The sequence below is a fragment of the Spirosoma sp. genome, assembly GCF_048594605.1.
Lineage (GTDB): Bacteria > Bacteroidota > Bacteroidia > Cytophagales > Spirosomataceae > Spirosoma.
In genome coordinates, this window is sequence record NZ_JBMDWV010000133.1 from 17,954 (window position 1) to 38,749 (window position 20,796).

Annotated in this window: 19 protein-coding genes; 9 read left to right on the top strand and 10 right to left on the bottom strand. The window is 47.0% G+C overall.

Features of this window, described 5'->3' with window-relative positions; genetic code table 11:
• Positions 1–94: 94 nt before the first annotated feature.
• Positions 95–1,684, top strand: coding sequence for an McrB family protein (locus ACOJS8_RS08285; RefSeq protein ID WP_420148071.1), 1,590 nt, complete (start codon positions 95–97; stop codon positions 1,682–1,684).
• A gap of 60 nt (positions 1,685–1,744) precedes the next feature.
• Positions 1,745–2,776, top strand: coding sequence for a galactitol-1-phosphate 5-dehydrogenase (locus ACOJS8_RS08290; protein ID WP_420148072.1), 1,032 nt, complete (start codon positions 1,745–1,747; stop codon positions 2,774–2,776).
• 1 nt (position 2,777) lies between these two features.
• Here the strand turns inward: ACOJS8_RS08290 and ACOJS8_RS08295 are convergent, their stop codons facing one another.
• Together ACOJS8_RS08295 and ACOJS8_RS08300 are read right to left on the bottom strand one after the other, a co-directional pair.
• Positions 2,778–3,179, bottom strand: coding sequence for a hypothetical protein (locus ACOJS8_RS08295; protein WP_420148073.1), 402 nt, complete (start codon positions 3,177–3,179; stop codon positions 2,778–2,780).
• A gap of 40 nt (positions 3,180–3,219) precedes the next feature.
• Positions 3,220–3,654 (bottom strand): hypothetical protein, encoded by a 435-nt coding sequence (locus ACOJS8_RS08300; RefSeq protein WP_420148074.1) that lies wholly within the window; start codon positions 3,652–3,654, stop codon positions 3,220–3,222.
• 66 nt (positions 3,655–3,720) lie between these two features.
• Between ACOJS8_RS08300 and ACOJS8_RS08305 the strand changes: the two genes are divergently transcribed.
• The 3 genes from ACOJS8_RS08305 (at position 3,721) to ACOJS8_RS08315 (ending at position 7,853) form a co-directional block, all read left to right on the top strand.
• Positions 3,721–4,797, top strand: coding sequence for a Gfo/Idh/MocA family protein (locus ACOJS8_RS08305; RefSeq protein ID WP_420148075.1), 1,077 nt, complete (start codon positions 3,721–3,723; stop codon positions 4,795–4,797).
• Positions 4,798–5,022: 225 nt separating this feature from the next.
• Positions 5,023–7,257: a S9 family peptidase gene (locus ACOJS8_RS08310; RefSeq protein WP_420148076.1), complete on the top strand. Its 2,235-nt coding sequence runs from the start codon at positions 5,023–5,025 to the stop codon at positions 7,255–7,257.
• Positions 7,258–7,568: 311 nt separating this feature from the next.
• Positions 7,569–7,853 (top strand): hypothetical protein, encoded by a 285-nt coding sequence (locus ACOJS8_RS08315; RefSeq protein WP_420148077.1) that lies wholly within the window; start codon positions 7,569–7,571, stop codon positions 7,851–7,853.
• 62 nt (positions 7,854–7,915) lie between these two features.
• Here ACOJS8_RS08315 and ruvA read toward each other — a convergent pair whose 3' ends face one another.
• From ruvA to ACOJS8_RS08340, 5 genes are all read right to left on the bottom strand, one after another.
• Positions 7,916–8,503: a Holliday junction branch migration protein RuvA gene (gene ruvA / locus ACOJS8_RS08320; RefSeq protein ID WP_420148078.1), complete on the bottom strand. Its 588-nt coding sequence runs from the start codon at positions 8,501–8,503 to the stop codon at positions 7,916–7,918.
• Positions 8,504–8,667: 164 nt separating this feature from the next.
• Positions 8,668–10,278 (bottom strand): LysM peptidoglycan-binding domain-containing protein, encoded by a 1,611-nt coding sequence (locus tag ACOJS8_RS08325; protein ID WP_420148079.1) that lies wholly within the window; start codon positions 10,276–10,278, stop codon positions 8,668–8,670.
• Between the two features lie 122 nt (positions 10,279–10,400).
• The gene (gene gatA, locus ACOJS8_RS08330) at positions 10,401–11,849 is read right to left on the bottom strand and encodes an Asp-tRNA(Asn)/Glu-tRNA(Gln) amidotransferase subunit GatA (RefSeq protein WP_420148080.1); all 1,449 of its coding nucleotides are present in this window, start codon (positions 11,847–11,849) and stop codon (positions 10,401–10,403) included.
• Positions 11,850–12,003: 154 nt separating this feature from the next.
• Complete coding sequence (locus tag ACOJS8_RS08335; protein ID WP_420148081.1) at positions 12,004–12,207, bottom strand: Sec-independent protein translocase subunit TatA/TatB; 204 nt, start codon at positions 12,205–12,207, stop codon at positions 12,004–12,006.
• A 150-nt stretch (positions 12,208–12,357) separates the two neighbouring features.
• Positions 12,358–12,819 (bottom strand): YkvA family protein, encoded by a 462-nt coding sequence (locus ACOJS8_RS08340; RefSeq protein ID WP_420148082.1) that lies wholly within the window; start codon positions 12,817–12,819, stop codon positions 12,358–12,360.
• Positions 12,820–13,011: 192 nt separating this feature from the next.
• Here ACOJS8_RS08340 and mdh point away from each other — a divergent pair, with 192 nt between their 5' ends.
• On the top strand, positions 13,012–13,950 hold the full coding sequence (gene mdh / locus ACOJS8_RS08345) for a malate dehydrogenase (RefSeq protein ID WP_420148083.1): 939 nt from the start codon (positions 13,012–13,014) through the stop codon (positions 13,948–13,950).
• 137 nt (positions 13,951–14,087) lie between these two features.
• Positions 14,088–14,534, top strand: a complete 447-nt coding sequence (locus ACOJS8_RS08350; protein WP_420148084.1) for a DUF2846 domain-containing protein — start codon at positions 14,088–14,090, stop codon at positions 14,532–14,534.
• Positions 14,535–14,546: 12 nt separating this feature from the next.
• On the opposite strand, the gene ACOJS8_RS08355 is transcribed toward ACOJS8_RS08350, so the two are convergent.
• The 3 genes from ACOJS8_RS08355 to ACOJS8_RS08365 form a co-directional block, all read right to left on the bottom strand.
• Positions 14,547–15,983 carry a hypothetical protein gene (locus ACOJS8_RS08355; RefSeq protein ID WP_420148085.1) on the bottom strand — a complete coding sequence of 479 codons (1,437 nt, stop codon included), beginning with the start codon at positions 15,981–15,983 and terminating at the stop codon, positions 14,547–14,549.
• A 119-nt stretch (positions 15,984–16,102) separates the two neighbouring features.
• On the bottom strand, positions 16,103–18,628 hold the full coding sequence (locus ACOJS8_RS08360) for a zinc-dependent metalloprotease (RefSeq protein ID WP_420148086.1): 2,526 nt from the start codon (positions 18,626–18,628) through the stop codon (positions 16,103–16,105).
• 135 nt (positions 18,629–18,763) lie between these two features.
• Entirely contained in the window at positions 18,764–19,273 is a 510-nt protein-coding gene (locus ACOJS8_RS08365; protein ID WP_420148087.1) for a DUF4293 domain-containing protein, read from the bottom strand.
• 131 nt (positions 19,274–19,404) lie between these two features.
• Between ACOJS8_RS08365 and mnmD the strand changes: the two genes are divergently transcribed.
• Both mnmD and ACOJS8_RS08375 read left to right on the top strand, forming a co-directional pair.
• A complete protein-coding gene (gene mnmD / locus ACOJS8_RS08370) occupies positions 19,405–20,070 on the top strand; it encodes a tRNA (5-methylaminomethyl-2-thiouridine)(34)-methyltransferase MnmD (protein WP_420148088.1) in 666 nt (221 codons plus the stop codon).
• Positions 20,071–20,157: 87 nt separating this feature from the next.
• A complete protein-coding gene (locus ACOJS8_RS08375; protein WP_420148089.1) occupies positions 20,158–20,754 on the top strand; it encodes a thioredoxin family protein in 597 nt (198 codons plus the stop codon).
• Positions 20,755–20,796: the final 42 nt, after the last annotated feature.

Below are 20,796 nucleotides of genomic sequence, written 5' to 3' on the forward strand. Positions count from 1 at the left end.
GCATCGGAAGTTATTTGTCCTCAAGGTTAGAAGTAAATAGTACGTCTCAAAACTGGAAAAAATCGTAACTTCGTAGACGATAATTTCTTCTTCTGTGATTGCCGATACCCAGCAACAAGCCCTTATTGAACGTATTCGAGACATCGGTCATGCCGAAGCGGTTCGGCGTTTCTTTGGGTTGCTGAAAGATCTTATTGATATAATCAACCTACCGAACGGCGACGCCCGGCTGGCGTTTGTGGTGCGGCAGGACAAAGCATCGATTACGGCAAATATTAATTTTTTTCAGGCATTACGTATTCAAAAGCCACGTCGGGGCGAAGTCGAGTATCATTTAACGGTCAAAAAAAACTGCTCTGAGCGGCTCAAAAGTATTGAAGAGTTCGTATTTGAACCGCTGACTGAGAAGTCGGACTATCTGACAATCATTATTGGTCAGGCTAACGTTCATTTGCTTTACAACACTACGTTGCGAACGTGCTGGGAAGACTGCCTGCTCGAACTGGTTGAAAGCAATAAGCGAGGTCCGCATTCAGCGCGTCACAATACAGACGTTTATCAGGCTGCCGAAGATGATGCTTTTCTGAGCGATCTGATCCGGCTGGCCGACGACCCAACCCTGGCCGAACGCGCGCTGAACGGCTACGATGTTGAAGAACCCGAAGCGGCTTATCAGACCGATACAGAGCTACCAAATCAACCGCATAATCTGATCCTGTTTGGGCCGCCAGGAACGGGTAAAACCTACGCGTTACAACCTTATCTGCGGAATGAAAATTCCAACTTGATTACGTTTCATCCGTCGTACAGTTATGAAGAATTTGTTGAAGGCATCCGGCCGGAGGTGATTAACGGACAGATTAGTTATCGAGTTCAGAAAGGAATTTTTCACAAGGCTTGTCTGTCGGCCATTAATCAGGCAGGCTATGGTAGCATAGCCGATTGCCTGATCGATTCACCCGAAAATCGGCGTCAGAAATTGCGAAAAGCACCCGCGCATTATCTGCTTATTGATGAAGTAAACCGGGCGAACGTAGCAAATGTATTTGGTGATTTGATTACGTTGCTCGAAGCTGATAAACGACTCGGTGCTGAACACGAACTCTGGGTAACATTGCCGTATTCGCGGGAGCGGTTTGGTGTACCTGTCAACTTATTCGTGATTGGTACCATGAACACAACCGACCGTTCGATAGCTCTTCTGGATATTGCGTTACGTCGTCGTTTTTTGTTCCGCGAAATGCTGCCTGATCCGTCGGTTCTGGGAACTGTCGATGGAGTTGATCTGGCGCAATTGCTGCGAACGATGAATGAACGTATCGAATACTTGCTCGATCGTGATCATCAGATTGGACATGCCTACTTAACCTGCGTTGAAACCTACGCCGATCTGTGTGCCACGTTCCGCGACCGAATTATTCCACTCTTACAGGAGTATTTTTTTAACGACTGGGCAAAAATTCAACTCGTGCTGGGCGATAATCCGATTTGGGGAAAAGAACCCGAACAGCGCTTAGTTTGGGTTAAAAAGAAATATACGGCTACGGCCGCTACTAAACTGTTCGGCGAGCTACCCGATTCAATGGATGAGGTCGTTACGTATGAAGTTAATCCGAACTTGCACCAGGGCAATTACGAACAGGTGCCGGTTGAAACATTTATCAGGATTTATCAGAAACAGTAGAGCGGATGAAAATCCACTTTTGATATTGACAACTAAGGGCAGTTTTTGCCTGTATGACTCATGAAAGCGCTCGTTCTTACCGAATACAATCATTTCGATTTACAGGATTTACCAAAGCCCACTATCCGCCCGGATGAGGTGCTGGTACGTGTTCAGGCCGTCGGTATTTGTGGCTCCGACGTTCATGGCATGGATGGCAGTAGCGGCCGACGTATTCCACCAATAGTGATGGGACACGAAGCCAGCGGGATTATTGCAGAAGTTGGTGCCGAGGTGAAAAACTGGTCGGTTGGCGATCGTGTTACGTTCGATTCAACCGTCTACGCGCTCGATGATTGGTATAGCCGACGGGGTCAGTACAATCTTAGCGATGGTCGGGAAGTAGTGGGCGTGTCGACACCTGATTTTAAACGACAGGGTGCCTTTGCCGAATTTGTAGCGGTACCGCAGCACATCCTGTATGCCATTCCTGAGAACGTAACGTTTACGCAGGCGGCATTGGTTGAGCCTGTGGCTGTAGCGCTCCATGCGCTGAGTCTGACGCCCATTCAGGTCAATGAGTCGGCGGTTGTTGTGGGCGCGGGCATGATCGGACTCTTTATCATTCAGGCGTTAAAACTGGCTGGTTGTGGGGCAATTATCGCTATCGATCTGGACGATGACCGGCTGGCGCTGGCAAAAAACCTCGGGGCAACGAACGTGATTAATGCACGCAGTGGCGACGTAGCGAAACAGGTTCAGACGCTCACGCACGGACGCGGAGCCGACGTATCGTTCGAGGTTGTCGGGGCTGGGCCGACGGTTAAAACCGCAATAGATTGTGTTCGGAAAGGAGCTACTGTTACGTTAGTAGGTAATCTGGCGCCAACCGTCGAGATTCCCTTACAAGCTGTGGTAACTCGACAGCTACGCTTGCAGGGTTCCTGCGCTATTAATGGCGAGTATGAAGCTGCACTAGCGTTGATTTCGTCGGGACGTATCAATGTTGAAGCCATTCTTAGCGCTGAAGTCCCGCTCAACGAAGGTGCCGACTGGTTTAAGCGGCTGTATGCAAAAGAAAAAGGGCTGATCAAGGTCGTATTGAAACCGTAAATTAATTTGCCGGTTCATATTGCTCTAGTCGATTATTTGCCAACAGGATAAGCGAATCCTCGCTTAAAACAATGATTACGGCATTGGGACGGGAAACGCATGATGCGTTTGGGCAGTATAGAAATTCGTCATAGTCAATTGTTGAACCCTTTTGGCTAAACCGGCTCGCATTACAGCAAAGAGTTGCTACCTGACCATCCCGACGATGAATGAGCGTACCATCCGGCCGGTATTCTACATCGTAGTAGACCTCACTATGGTATGTATACCAGGTCGCATCTTGTAAATGACGAGTTCTGGCCAGGTGCCAGCGTTTGTACAATAAACTAGGTGAGTCAACGTCGTTGTGGCAGGCCCCAAGCAGAATTAGTAAAAGCGACGTCAGAAGTAGCTGGTTTTTCATAGGTCAAAAAGTTTGGCGGGAAGAAACTCCCTGCTTTATATCAAGGGTACGGCCTATACGTAATAACTGCCTTTGTCTGTTTAATAATCAATTGCTTGTCAGACAATGTTTCAATCTGCCAGGAACTATCAAAGGGAGCACAGTCGACCAGCGTACATGTCGGATTTGGCGTCCGTTCCGGAAGGGGTATAGAGGCTACATCAACCAGATCTAACGTAGTGCCTTTACGGGTAAAGCGGTTGGGTGAACAGCAGGCTTCGTATTTTCCATCGTTGCCATATAGCAGCATACCATTCGATTTGAACGTAACAATTGCCCACGTATTTGCTTCTGATGCAGTAACCAGCTCGCCTGTCTTATACTGAATCTGTACGATCTGCCACTTCCGATATAAGGGGTCTTCCAGAACGGTCGCGTCTTTGTTACAACTGGTTAAGCTCGTGATTAGCATGAGCCTTACAAACCAACTTTGCATAATTTTACTGGTTTTCGAGTAGAAGACTCTGATTTAACTCATTTCGTTGGAATACCCTTTAAACTTATGTCCAATCCCCTTCGTATCGCCGTTATTGGCCCCGGTAAAGTGGCTCATCTTCATGCCAAAGCCGTTTTGCAAACACCTGATACCGAATTAGTTGCTGTTTACGGACGAACGTATCAAAAAGCTGAAGACTTTGCGAATCAATATAATATTCGCGCTTATAGCGATGTGTACGATATGATTGATCGCGAGAACGTGGATTTATGTCTTATCTGCACAACACATCCGGCCCACCGCGAACCAGCGATTGCCGCCCTCAATGCGGGTGCGCATGTACTGATCGAAAAGCCACTAGCTTCCTCACTCGGAGACTGCGATGCAATGATAGAAGCCGCCAAACGTAACAACCGGTATCTCGGTACGATCAGTCAGCGTCGGTTTTATGCACCATCCATGCGTATCCGGCAGGCAATTGATTCGGGCAAAATCGGAAAACCTGTTCTGGGAACGGTTCAGATGCTCGGCTGGCGCGACGAAGCGTACTACAAGAGCGATGCCTGGCGCGGTACGTGGGACAAAGAAGGCGGGGGTGTACTGGTCAATCAGTCCCCGCATCAGTTGGATTTGCTGCTCTGGTTCATGGGTGATATCGAGGAAGTTTATGGCGTTTGGCGTAACCTGAATCACCCTTATATAGAAGTTGATGATACTGCTTTAGCCATCATTAAGTTCAAGAATGGAGGCTTGGGAAACATCATTGTCAGCAACAGCCAGAAGCCCGGTATTTTCGGAAAGGTGCATGTGCATGGCGAGAATGGAGCATCAGTGGGCGTTCAAACCGACGGCGGTGCTTTGTTTATTGCCGGTATGTCAACCATTACAGATCCACCAGTTAATGATCTATGGACCGTACCGGGTGAAGAAAGTCAACTGGCTCAGTTTGTCGCTGAGGACACGGAGTTCTTTAAAACCATCGACGCTACGGTCTATTATTTTGGTTTACAGATTGCCGAATTCCGGGACGCTATTCGGGAGAATCGTCCACCCATGGTAACCGGCGAAGATGGCCGGAAAGTCGTAGCGCTTTTTCAGGCCATTTATGAATCCACCCGAACTGGATTGCCCGTGAAACTTTAAGTTTTTAACTTGAAAAAAGAGAAGGTTATATCTTCTCTTTTTCCAAGTTAACTGGCTGAATAACAGAGTGTTATGTTGTTATGTTTTGCGACTAGATACGGTAGATAATCTCGACAGGATTCTGAATGGGTTGCGTAAAAAAGGTCGGTGGTCTGTAGGTTTTTTGTGCGGAATCAGATGCTCAATTTTTAGTAATTTTGATCGTCAACAAAGCCTGTACACTTCATGATCAGAAAAAGCCGAATCGTATGGCTAATTTGCAGTACTTTATGTATTGCTCACTTATCGAACGGTCAGCAGACCAAACAACGTTATGCTACGCTTCAACAAGCGATCGTAGCTACTCCTCAGTTGAATGGATCGCAGGGACCACGTAGCGTGAACTGGATTGATGGGGGCAGTAAATTCTCATTTATCGATGGGCAAAGCGTAATTAAAACGCTGTCTCCGAAAGACCAGAAAGAAGAAATCGTTTTCGACGGAAGTCAATTTAAATTTCCCGGCACGGAAAAATCGTTTGCTTACGAATCATTTCAGTGGTCGAAAGATTCGAAAAATATTCTTTTCCAGACCAACTTCCGGCACATCTATCGACATTCCGGCGTGTCGGATTACTACGTTTATTCGGTAGCCAGCAAGAGTCTGAAAATCGTGGCGAAAGATGCGCAAACTGCTGAATTATCGCCTGATGGACAGAAAATTGGTTACGAACGCGGTGGTAATCTGTTCGTATTCGATTTTCCGACTCAAAAAGAAACGCAGCTTACCAACGACGCTAAGCCTGCCTTTCTGAACGGACGTTTTGGCTGGGTGTACGAAGAGGAGTTTGGTCTGGCAAAGGCGTGGGAATGGTCGCCCGATAGTAAGTTCATCGCCTTCTGGCAATCCGATGAGCGGCAGGTGCCCATGTATAAACTCACTGATTATAAAGGTCTTGACGAGAAATATGACTCGTTGCCATATCCGCGAGTGGGTGATACGAATCCGACGGTACGTATCGGCGTCATTGACGTAGCGAACGTAGCAAAACAATGGATGAACGTTGAGTTGGGTGATGGCTACATTCCCCGCATCTACTGGACTTCGCAGGAAGGTCAGCTGGCACTTGTGCATCTGAATCGGAAGCAAAATCACTTGCGGTTGTTTATGACGAATGCCAGAACGGGGGAAGCGCGGCAAATTTTCGAGGAAAAATCCAATACATGGATCGATGTTTTTGACTTTTTCGCAGGCATTAACCATCTGCTTTATTTCCCGGCCGGTATTCAGGAGTTCTACTGGGTTTCGGAACGTGATGGGTATTCGCATTTGTATCGCTACGATTATACGGGCAAATTATTGAATGCCGTTACGAGTGGCAAATGGGAAGTAACGTACGTTCATCACATTGATCCAAAAACAAAGAAAGTTTACTTCACGTCAACCGAAGCATCGCCTTTGGAACGTCAGTTGTGCGTGGCCGATCTGGATGGGAAAAACAAGCGCCGAATCACCACTGTACCAGGTCGCCACACTGTAAATTTCTCACCCAATGGTCAGTATTTCATTGATCGGTATTCGAATGTGCAGACGCCAACGCAGGTTGAGCTACGCGACACGAACGGAAAACTTCTGAAAGCGCTGGAAACCAATAAACGAGTTTCTGACTACGTAGCAGGCCATACGTATGCACCTAAAGAACTGGTTAGTTTCACTACGTCCGACGGCCAGAAAATCGACATTTCGATTATCAAGCCACTTGATTTTGACCCAGCTACAAAAAAGTATCCGGTCGTGATGGATGTGTATGGCGGGCCCGGTTCTCAATCGGTATATAATGATTTTGCGACTACGGGCTGGCATCAGTGGCTGGCACAAGCAGGATACGTAGTGGTGAGCGTTAACAACCGGGGAAGTGGGGGATATGGTCGTGATTTTGAGAAGATTGTTTACGAAAAGCTGGGTAAGTACGAAAGCCAGGATTTTGTAGAAGCCGCAACGTATCTGACGAAGCAGCCTTGGGTAGATGGCAGTCGGATGGCCATTCGCGGACACAGTTACGGCGGATATATGAGTAGTTATACAATGCTGACTCATCCGGGCGTGTTTAAAGTCTCGCTCGTAGGCGCACCCGTTACTGACTGGCGGCTTTACGACACCATTTACACCGAACGCTATATGGGGCTACTGCCCGAAAATGAAGAGAAATATAAAGCGAGTGCGGTGTCGCCTTATGCAAAGAATCTGGCCGGCAAGATGTTTATTGCGCACTCAACAATGGATGAGAATGTCCACGTTCGTAATACGTTTCAGTTGATGAACGCCCTCGAAGATGCTGGTAAAGATGCCGACCTACGTATTTATCCGCCTGGAGCGCATGGCGTAGCGTATAGCGCAACAACGCAGTTGTTGTTATTTCAGCAATACACAGCGTATCTGGAAACGAATCTGAAGAAAACCCCCGTTAATCAAGCCGAGTAACCTGTCTGCCAGTACTACGTTGAGGAGAATCATGAGGACGGAGATTATTTTTTTGTAAGAAAAAAAATGGTTTGTCTGACTGATACTATACGCGAAATAGCTTTTGGTAGAGAATTACTCATAATCAATTACTTAGTCAAAAATAACTATTACCTACAGAGTATATAGATATATGTGACTGACTAATAGGTTTTTAAACAAATCTGGGAGTGATGCGTTTCGTAATATCAAAAAACCTTACTGCGTAGTGAGGTATGTTGTAAACAGGTAATAATTATGAAAAACTCATCATCGCTGCCTCCATCGGCTCGTTGCTGACGGTAGCACAAATCGGCTTCGCTCAAGCAGTACAAGAGGGGAAAGCCGCTAAAAAAGAAATGAAGGCCGAGAAGAAAGTTGCTAAAGCTCGCGAGCTTAGAGAGAACGCCAGAACGGGCAAAGGACTTGAAATTGCGGGAGTTTCCGATCCTAAAACAAGAATGGCAAAAGCCGATCGGAAAATGGAGAAGGCTGCTAAAAAAGAATTGAAAGGTGAAGCTAAAGAACTGAAAGCGGTAGCAAAAGAAAAAACCAAAAAAGCCGCCGGTGTCGACTAAATATTATCAGCTATCTACAAAAACGGGACCAGTCAAGCTACTAGTCCCGTTTTTGTAGATAGCTAACGTAGTGCCCGACGAATGACTTCTTCAACCGTAAGATTGGGTTCTTCCCGTAAAGCATCGTCCACACTTTTTTCTGCAGTCGGTTTAGGAAAGCCTAAAGCGATCAGAGCTGCCAGCGATTCCTCACGAACCGGGTTTGCCGCCTGCTGACGATACGTTGGTCCGTTAGGTACCACGCCCGACCGTTTCATTTTGTCGCGTAGTTCAAGAATGATACGTTGGGCTGTTTTGGCACCAATGCCTTTAATCGCCTGTACAGCCCGCACATTCTCTCCTAAAATAGCCAGCCGCAAATCGCCGGGCTGCATAGCTGAGAGCATACCTAGTGCTGTGTTTGGTCCAACTCCCGAAACGGCGATCAGATCGAGAAAAAGTGATTTCTCATCAGCGTTAGCAAATCCGTAGAGCGACTGTGAATCTTCCCGGAACAGATGATGAATAAACAATTTTATGCGTTCGCCACCACCGGGTAGCACAGAATACGTTTGAAGCGAGATGTGAACCATGTATCCTACGCCGTGTACGTCAATGATAGTATGCGTAGGTTCTTTATAGGAAAGAATTCCGTCTAAATAAGCAATCATTTGCTGATTAAAACGCCTGTTTTTAAGGCAATTATGTAAAGATAAAGATACGAAAAACCCACGACTTTTTCTACTGAAATCGTGGGTTTACTACGTTGGTTTTCAGGAGTCAGCTTTACGGCGCCATGTCTTAAAATAGAACATCGACTCTGAAGAATGAGGGTTTAACCGACAATCAGCTTTTGGCCTAATCGAAGCGAGTTGCTGCGGATATGGTTTAGCTTTTTAAGTCGATCAATGGTCAGCCCATCGTAACGCTGAGCGATGTTCCAAAGTGTGTCGCCATCCTGAACCCGGTGATAACGAGGTTTGTAAATTTTCGTTTTAGCGACGGTTTCTGCCTTTTTACGTGATTTGGAAGTACCCTGATCAGCCAGGCGCTCGTTATGCGTTTCGGCAACTTCCTTAAGGATAACTAATTTCTGCCCCTGATGAATTGTGGTAGAACGAAGGTGATTCCAGCGTTTCAGGTCGTAAAGCTCTATGTTATAACGATCAGCAATATCGCCCAGATTGTCTTTTTTTCTGACTACATAAATCTGTTTCTGGGGCCTGCGCTTAACAACCGCTTCTAAGTCTTCTTCAGGATTGTCGGCTAGTTCCTCTTCGGCTGACTGATTGATTGACTTTGGTGATTTTTCGGAAGCAGCCACCGTTTCCTGAGCAGGAGTTTCTTCAAAACGTGCTTTGGCTAATGGATTCTGGCCTAAAGCCGCCCAATCTTTCTTTGCTTCATCACCATATTGAACAGCTTCGGCATGGGCTAGCAAAATATGCTCCATACTAGCCGGAATCCGACTGGCAGAATCCATAATTACCCGCCGATTGCTGGCAAAATAAGCGTATTGCTGACGAGGCACACGTAATGGGTAACGATTCGTATGTGTAGGTAGAACTGTTGTTGTAATAGCAGGATTCATCTTCTGAAGATCCGTCAGCGACATATTGCTATGTTTCGCGAAGGTTTCCAGATTAAAGTATCCCGTAATTTGAACCGTATCCATTGGTATAGGGTACTCATATTTCTCAGCAAAAATGCCGTGATCGTTAGCATAATGCATCAAATACGTAAACGCTACGAATTGCGGAACATAACCGCGAGTCTCTTTGGGCAGGTTGTCGTAAAGTGTGTAATAGGAGCCCTTTCCCGACCGGCGCATGGCACGCTTCACAGCTCCTGGTCCGCAGTTGTAAGCGGCCAGCGTCAATTCCCAGTCGCCAAAGATGGCGTACAGATCCCGCAGATATTTGCAGGCCGCTTCCGTCGCTTTCACCGGGTCCATTCGCTCATCAATGTAATCGTCCTGATACAATTTCAGGTCGCGCCCTGTACCGGGCATAATCTGCCATAAACCACCGGCTCCGGAATGCGAAACAGCACGGGGAGTTAGGGATGATTCCACAATTGACAGGTATTTCAACTCATCCGGCAGTTCGTATTCGGCCAGCATCCGTTCGTAGAGCGGAAAAAAAAGCGGTTGGCGCTCGAGCATCAACTTGGTTATGCTCGGTTTGCGAAAAGTAAAATAATCAATATAGGATTGAACAGCTTTGTGGTACGTAAGAGGGACGTCTTTCTGAAGTTTGGCCAGACGCTCGCGAAGGACACTATCGGGAACCGTGTTAACAGCGACGAGGGAATCTTGCTTGTTGTTCGAATTATCCGTTTGCTGCTGTCCGGGCTGGCTTTTTATTTCGGCGCGAGCCATTATTGTCAGACCCAACGCTGTACTTAACAGGCCTGCTTTCAAAAGGCGTAGGTTCAGATACTTCATGCGATCTTCGGCTAGGTTCGTTCCGTTATTTAATGGTTAAATCTATACTGTGAATGCAGTTGAATTTCTAAGAATCCGCATTCTACCTATATGTATTTAAGCTACCGCGTCAGCGGTCCCGATTATTCACCTTGCAGGCTTTTCGCTAAAGCCACTAAATTCCCTTCGGCAAAGGGGGGCGCCATCAGCTGTAAACCAATGGGCAGACCGTTGGCATCAGTCCCGTTGGGAATTGATATAGCTGGATAACCCACTACGTTGGCCTGTACCGTAAAAATATCGGCCAGATACATTTGCAGCGGATCTTCTCCACTATTTCGGCCGGTTTTCTCGCCCAGTCTGAACGCCGGTGTTGGCGTAGTAGGGGAGAGCAAAAAATCATACTTCTCAAACAAACGTTCCGTCTCCTGGCGAATCAATCGCCGAACTTGCTGCGCTTTGGTATAATACGCGTCGTAATAGCTGGCACTCAAGGCAAAGGTGCCGAGTAAAATCCGTCGACGAACTTCAGCACCAAATCCTTCCGTACGACTTTTTTTGTACAACGACAAAAGATCAGAAGTTGATGTATTTGTCGGCATACTTCGGTAACCGTACCGTACCCCATCGAAACGCGACAGATTTGACGACGCTTCGGCCGTCGTCAGAATGTAGTACGTCGGAAGCAGATATTTTAAAAGCGTCAGATCAATCGGTTCTACCGTATGCCCCGCCTTCTGCAAAGCCTGAATTCTATTTAGCGTTGCTTCGCGGATGCTCTGGTCAACGCCCTCACTCTCAACGCCGTCACGAAGATAGGCGATACGTAGTGGTCGATCGGGTAAGTGCGCCGTAGTATATGTATCAACTGAATTACTGGACACCGTACTGTCGAACTCATCAGCACCCGCCATAATTTCAAGGAGTAAAGCAGCGTCATCGGCTGTATTGGCAATCGGGCCGATGCAGTCAAAGGAAGAAGCGTACGCGATCAAGCCCCACCGACTGATCCGCCCATAGGTTGGCTTTAGGCCCACAACCCCGCAAAAGGCAGCCGGCTGACGTACTGACCCGCCTGTATCGGAACCAATCGAAGCCAGACATAAGCCCGCTTGCACCGCCACGGCTGAACCACCGCTTGAGCCGCCCGGTACGCGATCCGGATCAACTGCGTTACGTACCGGACCAAAGGCCGAATTTTCATTTGACGAGCCCATCGCGAATTCATCGCAATTTTGTCGGCCAATAATAATCACATCCTCGTTTAGCAGACGTTGTACGGCAGTAGCGGTAAATTGCGCGGTGAAATTTTCCAGAATCCGACTTCCTGCCCGTACGCCATGTCCGCTATAACTCAATACGTCCTTGATACCGATAACCATTCCGGCCAGTTTACCTGCCGTACCAGCCGTTAGTTTCTGATCGACAGCGTCAGCTTGCTGCCGGGCTTCATCAGCATATATTTCGGTAAAAACGTTGAGTGATTTATGATCTTCAATGCGAGTAAGGTATTGCTCTACCAACTGGCGGCAGGTAATTGAACCCGATTTAAGATCGGCCTGAACGGCGGAGAAGCTGCGGTAAGGGGTCACAGGTAATCAGTTGTAATCAGTAGTTTCAGGTTTCGCGCAAAAACATTCCCCAGCACAATATTGAGAAATAGCTCTGAAAACTATAAACTAATAAAAACAGACAATCAGACGGCTCCAGATTGGGGCCGCCTGATTGTCTGTGTATAATAAAAAATTATTTCTCTGACTCTTTCAGACCGTCTTCGATATTCTCGCGAACGTCTTTAGTAGCGTCTTTGAATTCTTTAATGCCTTTACCAAGTCCCCGTGCGAGTTCGGGAATCTTCTTAGCGCCGAACAAAAGAAGCAGTGCTAGGAAGATAAAGATCATTTCCTGACCGCCCAAACCCATAAATGCCAAAATGCTTGCCGAAATCATGATACTTGGAATTTGAATGTATGCAAAATTAACAAAACTCTCTCGTACAATCTATTAAAACGTAGGGAAACTTACGTAATAAAAGCGAATCTGGTTTCCATCTACTGACTGGCTAACATTTAATGAATCGGGAACCTGAAACGGATACAATCATCCGATTTTTATTGTTCTTACGGGAGAAGTGCCGGAATCACCTGAAGCTGTGGTACCCTGTTCCCACTGCCGGAACGTATCAATATCATCTTTGACCCCGCTAAATAGCCACAGCATCAGGGCAATATCGTCCGTCAGACCTACGATAGGTAGAAAATCAGGTAAGATGTCAATCGGTGAAACAAAGTAAACTAGCACGGCAATAATCCGAAGCAACGTTTTCCAGGGTATTGCACGGTATTGTCCTGATGCGTAAGCGCGTAGCAGACGTGTAACGACGCCTAACTGCTCCCGGAAAACGGCAACGTTTGCGCCCGATAAACCACCGCTTTTGTGAATAGCCTCTCGGATCAACGTAAAAAGTCTTTGCGAATTGCGGGCGTAACCAGCAGCACCAGCGTTGGCTCGCTTGAAAAAAATGGAGGATAAAATCCGGGATATAAGGCTACTGTTTTTCATTGATTTTTTGGCATTTCAGCCTACTTTAGACTGATGAAGCAAGGAATAGTAAACGTCTAACAAAAAAAAAATCCTGAATAGTTTATAAACGAGCAACTGAGGCAGAAGTTTTAATTTGAACGCTATTGGTTTGTCTTGAACTGGGGCCTTACTTTTGCGGGCGTTTGTTAACCCTTTAATTCCGAATTCCGTATGAAAGTTACCGTAGTAGGCGCCGGAGCCGTTGGAGCCACTTGTGCCGATAACATTGCCCGCCGTGAGCTTGCCCATGAAGTAGTTCTGCTCGACATTAAAGAGGGAATTAGCGAAGGTAAATCGCTGGATATGCTCCAGGCGTCAACTTTACTCGATTGCGACGTTAAACTGATCGGTTCTACAAATGACTATGAAAAAACAGCGGGCTCTGATGTCGTTGTCATTACGTCGGGGTTGCCGCGTAAGCCCGGCATGACCCGTGAGGATCTGATCGGGATCAATGCTGGCATCGTAAAAGGCGTAACGGAAAATATTCTGAAGCACTCTCCCGACACGATTTTTGTTATCATCTCCAACCCAATGGATACGATGACGTATCTGGCACTGAAATCGTCGGGGTTGCCTAAAAATCGGGTTATCGGCTTAGGCGGTGCATTGGATTCGGCTCGATTCAAAACATATTTGTCACTGGCAATGAATTGTTCGCCGAATGATTTACAGGCATCTGTTATAGGCGGTCATGGCGACACTACTATGATTCCCCTGACTCGTCTGGCGACAAAAGCGGGTGTTCCGGTCAGTAATTTTCTGGATCAAGAAACGCTGAAAAAAGTAGCTGCCGACACAATGGTAGGTGGTGCTACGTTGACGGGCCTGATTGGTACATCGGCCTGGTATGCTCCCGGTGCTGCGGGCGCCTATATGGTTGAAAGCATTCTGCGTGATCAGAAACGGGTTATTCCATCCTGCGTATTACTGGAAGGCGAGTACGGCCAGTCAGATATATGTTTGGGTGTGCCCGTCGTTTTGGGACGTAGTGGCTGGGAAGAAATCATCGATTATAAACTGAACGACGAAGAGCAGGCTGCTTTCAATAAATCGGCCGATGCGGTTCGGAACATGAACAGCGTACTTAGCACGCTGAATGTGCTTTAGAGATACAAGAGTTCTAGAAGTAAAAAAGCCTGCCATTTCTACATGAGCAGGCTTTTTCAATTACGGTTACTAAGTCTTTTGGTTCGTTTTTTCATTACTGAACGATATTGCTCCAGGGTTTACCGACTTTTTTAACGATGAAAACTGCGTCTCTGATTACCTTACTTTGCTTGAGTTTTATTAGTTCCGCGTTTCGAAGCGATTCTGTTCGCAGCCCGAAATCCGAGTACTTCGCTACGGTCTACATCTACCGGGGCGGTCAATTTTTCGGATCAGGAATTAACTACAGTATTTTTGCCAATGGTACGAAAATCTGTAAACTCAGCAACAACCGGTATATTGAGTATAAAGTTAAGCCTGGTAAATTATCATTGACGGCTCAGAATGGAGGTATTGAGGTTTTTAAGAAAGAAACGAGTTTTGATTTGGATGTTGAAGCCGGTAAGAAATACTACGTACGGGGTGATCTGAAATCAAGTATTACGCGCACTCGCCTTGAAATGTCGGAAGTTACAGAAAATACGGCCAGGCGTGATATGAACGGCATGACAGTTGACAATTGTCAGGATGCAATTAATAAATAGCGTCGGATGATCTTAAATAAACACCTGGTATTGCAATGTTAGTTGCCCTCGGCGGCCGCTCGGGGCGTATTGGTTACCAGCAGCTTCATAGATTGGGCGATTCTGATAATCGAGTGTGAGTTTGCCGTTGTGGCCTTTGATCAGATAGTTTAGGCCAAGGTTATAGATGCCCAATGTTTGTGTTATACGCTGATAGCTAGCGACTTGTGCCTGAACATAGGGCATGAGCGTACCGTTGCCAGACCCGAATAAATCGCGTTTTAATAAATAACCAAGCTGACCGTAGATAACACTTCCGGTGCCGAACATTGGTACGGCATTTCCCTGTGTGCCCGAAGGATACCCGCTTGCAACACCACTTGCTGGGTTCATAATCCCGTTGAATCGCAGGTAGTTGGTTCCGTAATCGGTGTGAAAATAGCCTAGGTAAGCATTCACGGCTGTGCCTTTAGCTTTATTTAATGGAATGTCCAGAAAAGAAGCTACCGACCACAGATTCATGTTGTGATACGTAGTATCGCCAGCCGAAGCAACACGCACCGTCGCATTTTTCTGAGTAATGAAACCCGCTTCCAGGTTAAAAATCTTCTTCGATCCCAGATACGTACCTGTATTGTAGCCCGGCGTTTGATGTGCTTCTTTGTCGAAGAACTGCCACATAAAAAAGCCCTGAAATTGCTTATGGTGCCCTTTCAGCGAAAAAATGGAGTTTTGTCCATAGGTTGAAAGGGCTGATCCACTGGTTTGAACAGGAAAAGGATCAGACAAAGCTACCCGATAGTCGAGATGGCCAACCTGACCACGCGCATAAAGAGTCAATTTTCGCGAAAACTGGTCCGTCTGATCAACGGTAGCCTGCGCAAAAACTGGTACGTCCATGCTCATAATATTACTGACGCCCGGCGCCGAGAAGCGGGATAAGCCGTTAACGATGGTTAATCCACCGCCAATTTTTAGATAATCCTTGTTTTTCCAGACTAGATATTCACCCACAGCGTCGTGAAAGAATGCATGGATTTTCCGGTTCGATGAGGCTGACGGACTAAAACCACCGTTGAGGTAGTTGAAGTTGTTCATACCGAACTGGAAATACAGAAAGACGTGATCGCTGATCTGCCCAAAAAGCTGCATCCGGGTGCGTCGCAAACCAATATCGAACGTATTGTCTTTCGGCTCGCTGATGACCGTTGTGCCGGGGTTGCTCTGATTAAATCGGAGCCAGGTCTGATTTAGAAACGTAACTTTGAAGAAGTGTGAGCCCGACTGATTCAGGTTATATTTTAACTCGTTTTTTTCGGTATTTTGTTCAGGAGTTGGTTTAAGTGGAATGGGCTCCGAAACGCCAGCCATTGTTTTTATATACGTAGCAGTATCGGTCGGTGTCGCAACTTGTTGTGCTATTGACAAACTGCTGCTAAGAAAAAGAAAGGCGGCTACTAAATTCTTCATACTACGTTATTTTACAATTATCAACACAAACGCACGGCCCAAAATTAGACCGTGCGTCCCGGAATACGGTTAGAATCAGATCGAAAGAATATAACGTACTGAAAATCAGGTCGAATTGTTTAGCGCCAGTCGCAGATAGGGGCAAGCCACTCCTGACCGGGGTCGATAGGCATACCGTCGGGTGGAGTTTGAGAATTTGTTGGGCGAAGATCCGCTACGTTATCATCGGCCCGACGAATTTGCTCCAGCGCAAACATCTGATGAGCGGCAACTTTCGGATTCGTAGATGTTGCCGAGAGTTTACTCTTTAACTCATTTAGTTTGAAACCTGCTACAGCCCGTGCCTGTGAGGTAGCTTCCTGATTATTAGCCAGATCAATTAGTTTCTGAAGTAATAGTTTATCCGTCAGTCGTTTCACTTCAGCCTGATAGCTATCCGTCGGGTCGGCTTTATACCACGTAGCATCCAGCAACTGATCGAGCGTTTCTTCCAGGCTAAGTTGAGTCGGGTCAAGGGCGGATTGCATAACGAGCCGACTTACGCGTTCGGGATTAAACAGCATTTGTAACGTCATACCCGCAGCTGCTTCAGGTGCTGCCAGTGGATCGAATGTAATTCCCGTACGGCGTTTGAAAACTTCCCGAAAGTTCGGATCGTACCGGAACGGACGGGGAGGGATCAGAGCCAGAATAGGCCGGGGAAGAGCCAGAAAATTAGGATCGATTGTAGCCAGCAAAGCATTCAGCGCCCGTTTTTGCTCCTGAGCAGGAACTGTTGAGACAACTGGCTGTCCATCGCCACGTAATGCGTTCGTGTACGTCTGTCCAGCCACGACTTTGGCAGCGGCTTCAATTTGATATCGGTGGAACATGTACATCGGCACGAGTACTTCCTCAAGCGTAGCCATGGGCGTACCAGCTGGAATTTTTTTATCGGTAAAATTGGTCAGAGCGATTTTCCGAACCTCCGACACTCGTTTTAATTCGTCGACAGCGTTCGTGCCATTATCCCATAAGTGCGTGCCAGGATGCGCCGATCCTTCGGGCCGGGCGTCCTGATCGGTTAGGAAAGTGAGCCCGCTTTTATGCATGTCATTGACGATTTTGTCGAGCGCCTGTTTTTCATTAGCACCACTCGGAAATTGTTCATAACCGTAGCGAATGCTCCATTTGTCGTACTCGCCGATTCCCTTCGCGTAGGCGTCAGACAAGTCAATACTAGCTCCTTTTATTTTGGCTACCATAGTCGGGTAATCCATAACGGAAGCGCGTCCAAATGCACCACCGCCCTGTGTGCTGGCAATGTAATTGTGCGGCAAACCGAGTGTATGCCCAACTTCATGGGCTGCCAATTGCCGTAATCGTTCAATTGACATTTGCATCATTGGATCGGAAGAGGAGTTTACGGCGCCAGTATAGTCACCCACCAAACCCTGTGCAATCAGGTAATCTTGCCGGACACGTAATGAACCGAGCGTTACTTTTCCTTTAATGATTTCGCCCGTGCGTGGGTCACTGATGCTACCGCCATAGCTCCATCCCCGCGTTGAGCGGTGTACCCATTGGACCAGATTGTAGCGAATATCCATTGGATCGGCATCAGCCGGAAGTAGTTTGACCTGAAACGCGTTTTTGTAGCCAGCCGCTTCAAACGCCTGGTTCCACCAGGCGGTACCTTCCACCAATGCCGAACGTATTGGTTCGGGCGTGCCCGGATCAACATAGTAAATAATCGGTTTTACGGCTTCGCTAACTTTTGCTGACGGATCTTTTTTCTCCAACCGGTGCCGGGAAATATACCGTTTCATAATCGGCTGACTAACGGGCGTAGCATAATCGAAATACTCAATCCCTCCGTAGCCAATCCGTGGATCAAAAAGTCGGGGTTTGTAATTATTGTCGGGCAATTGCACAAACGAATGGTGCTGATGAACCGTAACCGCTGTAGGAGTGGGCGTAACCTCACGCAGAAAAGCGCCTGGATTCTCGCCGGTTAACGTAATGACAGCCTCAAACTCCGTATTTTGTGGAAATGCTTTCGTTCGGGGTAAATGCATCGCGCTACGTGCCGGATCGAATTTGTACGTACCTTGTTTCGTTCGTGCAATGGCCTGCGCGGCTCCAACGGCATCCTGCATCAAAAACGGCGTCAAATCAACAAGCACTTTGCCATTATCTTCAGCGACTACGTCAAATCCGGCATGAACGGATTTTGCAAACGATTCTTCGACTGCCCGGCGTTCAAGCGGGTCGTTGCTAATGGCGCGGTAGGCGTAGTTGGGCTCAATCAGCAGAACTTTCGGACCGCTACGTTGAAACTTTACAATATGCTCCTGACCAAGACGCCCGCGATCAAGGCCGATATCGTTCGAGCCTACACCTTGCGCAAGGGTCGGGTAATAGAGAAATTCGGTGTCGAACGTACTGATTTCGAGCCAGATTTTCCCCCTTTTCGCATCCCAGTAATAGGTCAAAAACCCCGGGTTGCGTTCCATACCTTTTGTGAAATCGGCAATGCCTATGCCGATGGGGCGAGCCTTCCCCTTTGTAGAATCGACAGCTACACTTACTGGAGTGGGCTGAGCTGAAAGCCCACTCAACGTAAAAAGGTAACCACAGAGAAAGGGTAAAAAATGTTTTTTCATCGTAGTTGCGGTTGTAATTCTCGCTCAAGTTACGGCGAAACGGGTTAGAAATGAATGCTCACGACAGGCCCAAAAAAACCGGCAGATTAATCATAAAGTTGACTAACCTGCCGGATATACGGTTTTTGATACGTATTAACGTAACCGATTCGAGTCTTTCACAAGCTTGTCATCGCGACGTATAAACCGATTCGCGAGAGCATTGAAAACCAGTGCAGCAATAATGGCGTAGAAGCCAGTCAGAAACGAACCCTGATCGTCGGGGTTGCCATACGCTTTGCCCGCATAGAGCGTTCGGTATAGAATAATACCCATAATGGCGGTGAGCATTAGCGCATTTACAGCGCACAAGGCCGTTTGTAGCAGGCGGTTACGAAACTGAAAAACGGCGTAGAGGGCTACCAGACCAACCAGAGCGATCAACAAAGCCAGATACCAAACTGATGTTACGGCTGTTGTGGGCACTTCCTGGGCTGGGATACCGGCCTGCTGCGCAACAGCCTGTTGCTGAGTGTATTGAAGCGCAGTGAGATAAGCCTTTTCCGAGGATTGTATTCCTGTTTTTTCCCAGAGCGGGGTTACCAGCGCAACGCCCATTGCAATTGTAATAAGAAACAAAAATATTGTCTGAACGCGTTGAATCATTGTGTTTAATAAGTGATTGATACGGTGTAATGAATAATGCGCAATTGGACAATACAGGGCAAACCCATGCACAACTATTGTGCCTTATAGATTGATTACGGGGCAAAAATAGCTCAAAAACCGATAGAATTATGAAAGCTGACGTCCGTCTGATAATAACAGCCGATGGTTCGCACACTGCCATCAATCAGGTTCTTGATAAAACGTATCATTCCATTCATGGTGCCTGGCAGGAATCGCAGCGGGTGTTTATCGAGTTAGGCTTATTCCACGCGTTCGATAAATTCAACGATTCGACGCTACGTATCTTCGAGATGGGGTTTGGCACAGGGCTTAATGCGTTACTGACCGCCCGCGAAGCCGAGCTACGGCAGCGGCAAATTGATTACGTAGCAGTCGAGGCTTATCCGTTTCCGGTTCACGAGGCTTATCTGCTTAACTACGATGAACTATTAAATACGAGTTACCTGACCAATCTGCATGAATCTGTGTGGAATGAGCCCGTTGCCATAAGCCCTTATTTTAGTCTGACCAAGCTGGATAAAAAACTCCAGGATTTACGAACGCCGGAACGTTTCCATCTGATTTATTACGACGCCTTTGCTCCAACGGCGCAGCCTGAGCTCTGGAGCGCGGAGATTTTTCAGCAATTGGCTGATTTGTTGTTGCCTGGGGGGGTATTAACTACGTATTGTTCTAAAAGCGAGGTGCAACGTAACATGCGGACCGCAGGTCTGACCGTTGAAAAACACCCGGGACCTCCGCATAAACGCGAGATTTTACGGGCTATTAAGTAGCAGAACCCAAGTAATTTTAATCCGCGATCCTGAACGCTAAATCTAATTTTTAAGGTTTCAGCTCGTTATTATCGAAATAACGAGCTTATGAATCGCTTACTTCTTTTTTGCGGAGCCTTCGTTCTACTGACGATCTGCGCCTTCCGCACTACGTTGCCTACAGCCGTAGCAACCCATACATCTGCTGTTAATGAAGCAAAGCAAATTAAATGGCTGACTATTCAGCAGGCGTATGCATTGACGCAAAAAAAGCCCCGCAAATTTGTGGTCGACGTGTATACCGATTGGTGTGGCTGGTGCAAAGTGATGGATCGTAAAACCTTTGCGCAACCCGCTATTGCCGACTACGTTAACGAAAATTTTTATCCTGTTCGGTTCAATGCTGAACAAACGGCCGATGTAACACTGGGAAAGCAAACGTTCAAATACATCAGTGGCGGTAGTCGGGGGGTGCACGAACTGGCCGCAGCACTATTAAACAATCAGATGAGTTACCCATCTACAGTCTTTTTAGACGAGAAATTCAATCTGATCCAACCAATAGGGGGGTACCTGGATGCACGTACATTTCACCAAATCATTACGTATTTTGCTAACAACTACCATCAAAAAGAGCCATTTGATCGGTATAAAGCTGGTACGTATGTCAAATCTTATCAAACCTCACTGACTGCAAGCAAATAATTAATCCCGATACGTAATGCGGGCCAAAGTCTGTGTAATCTA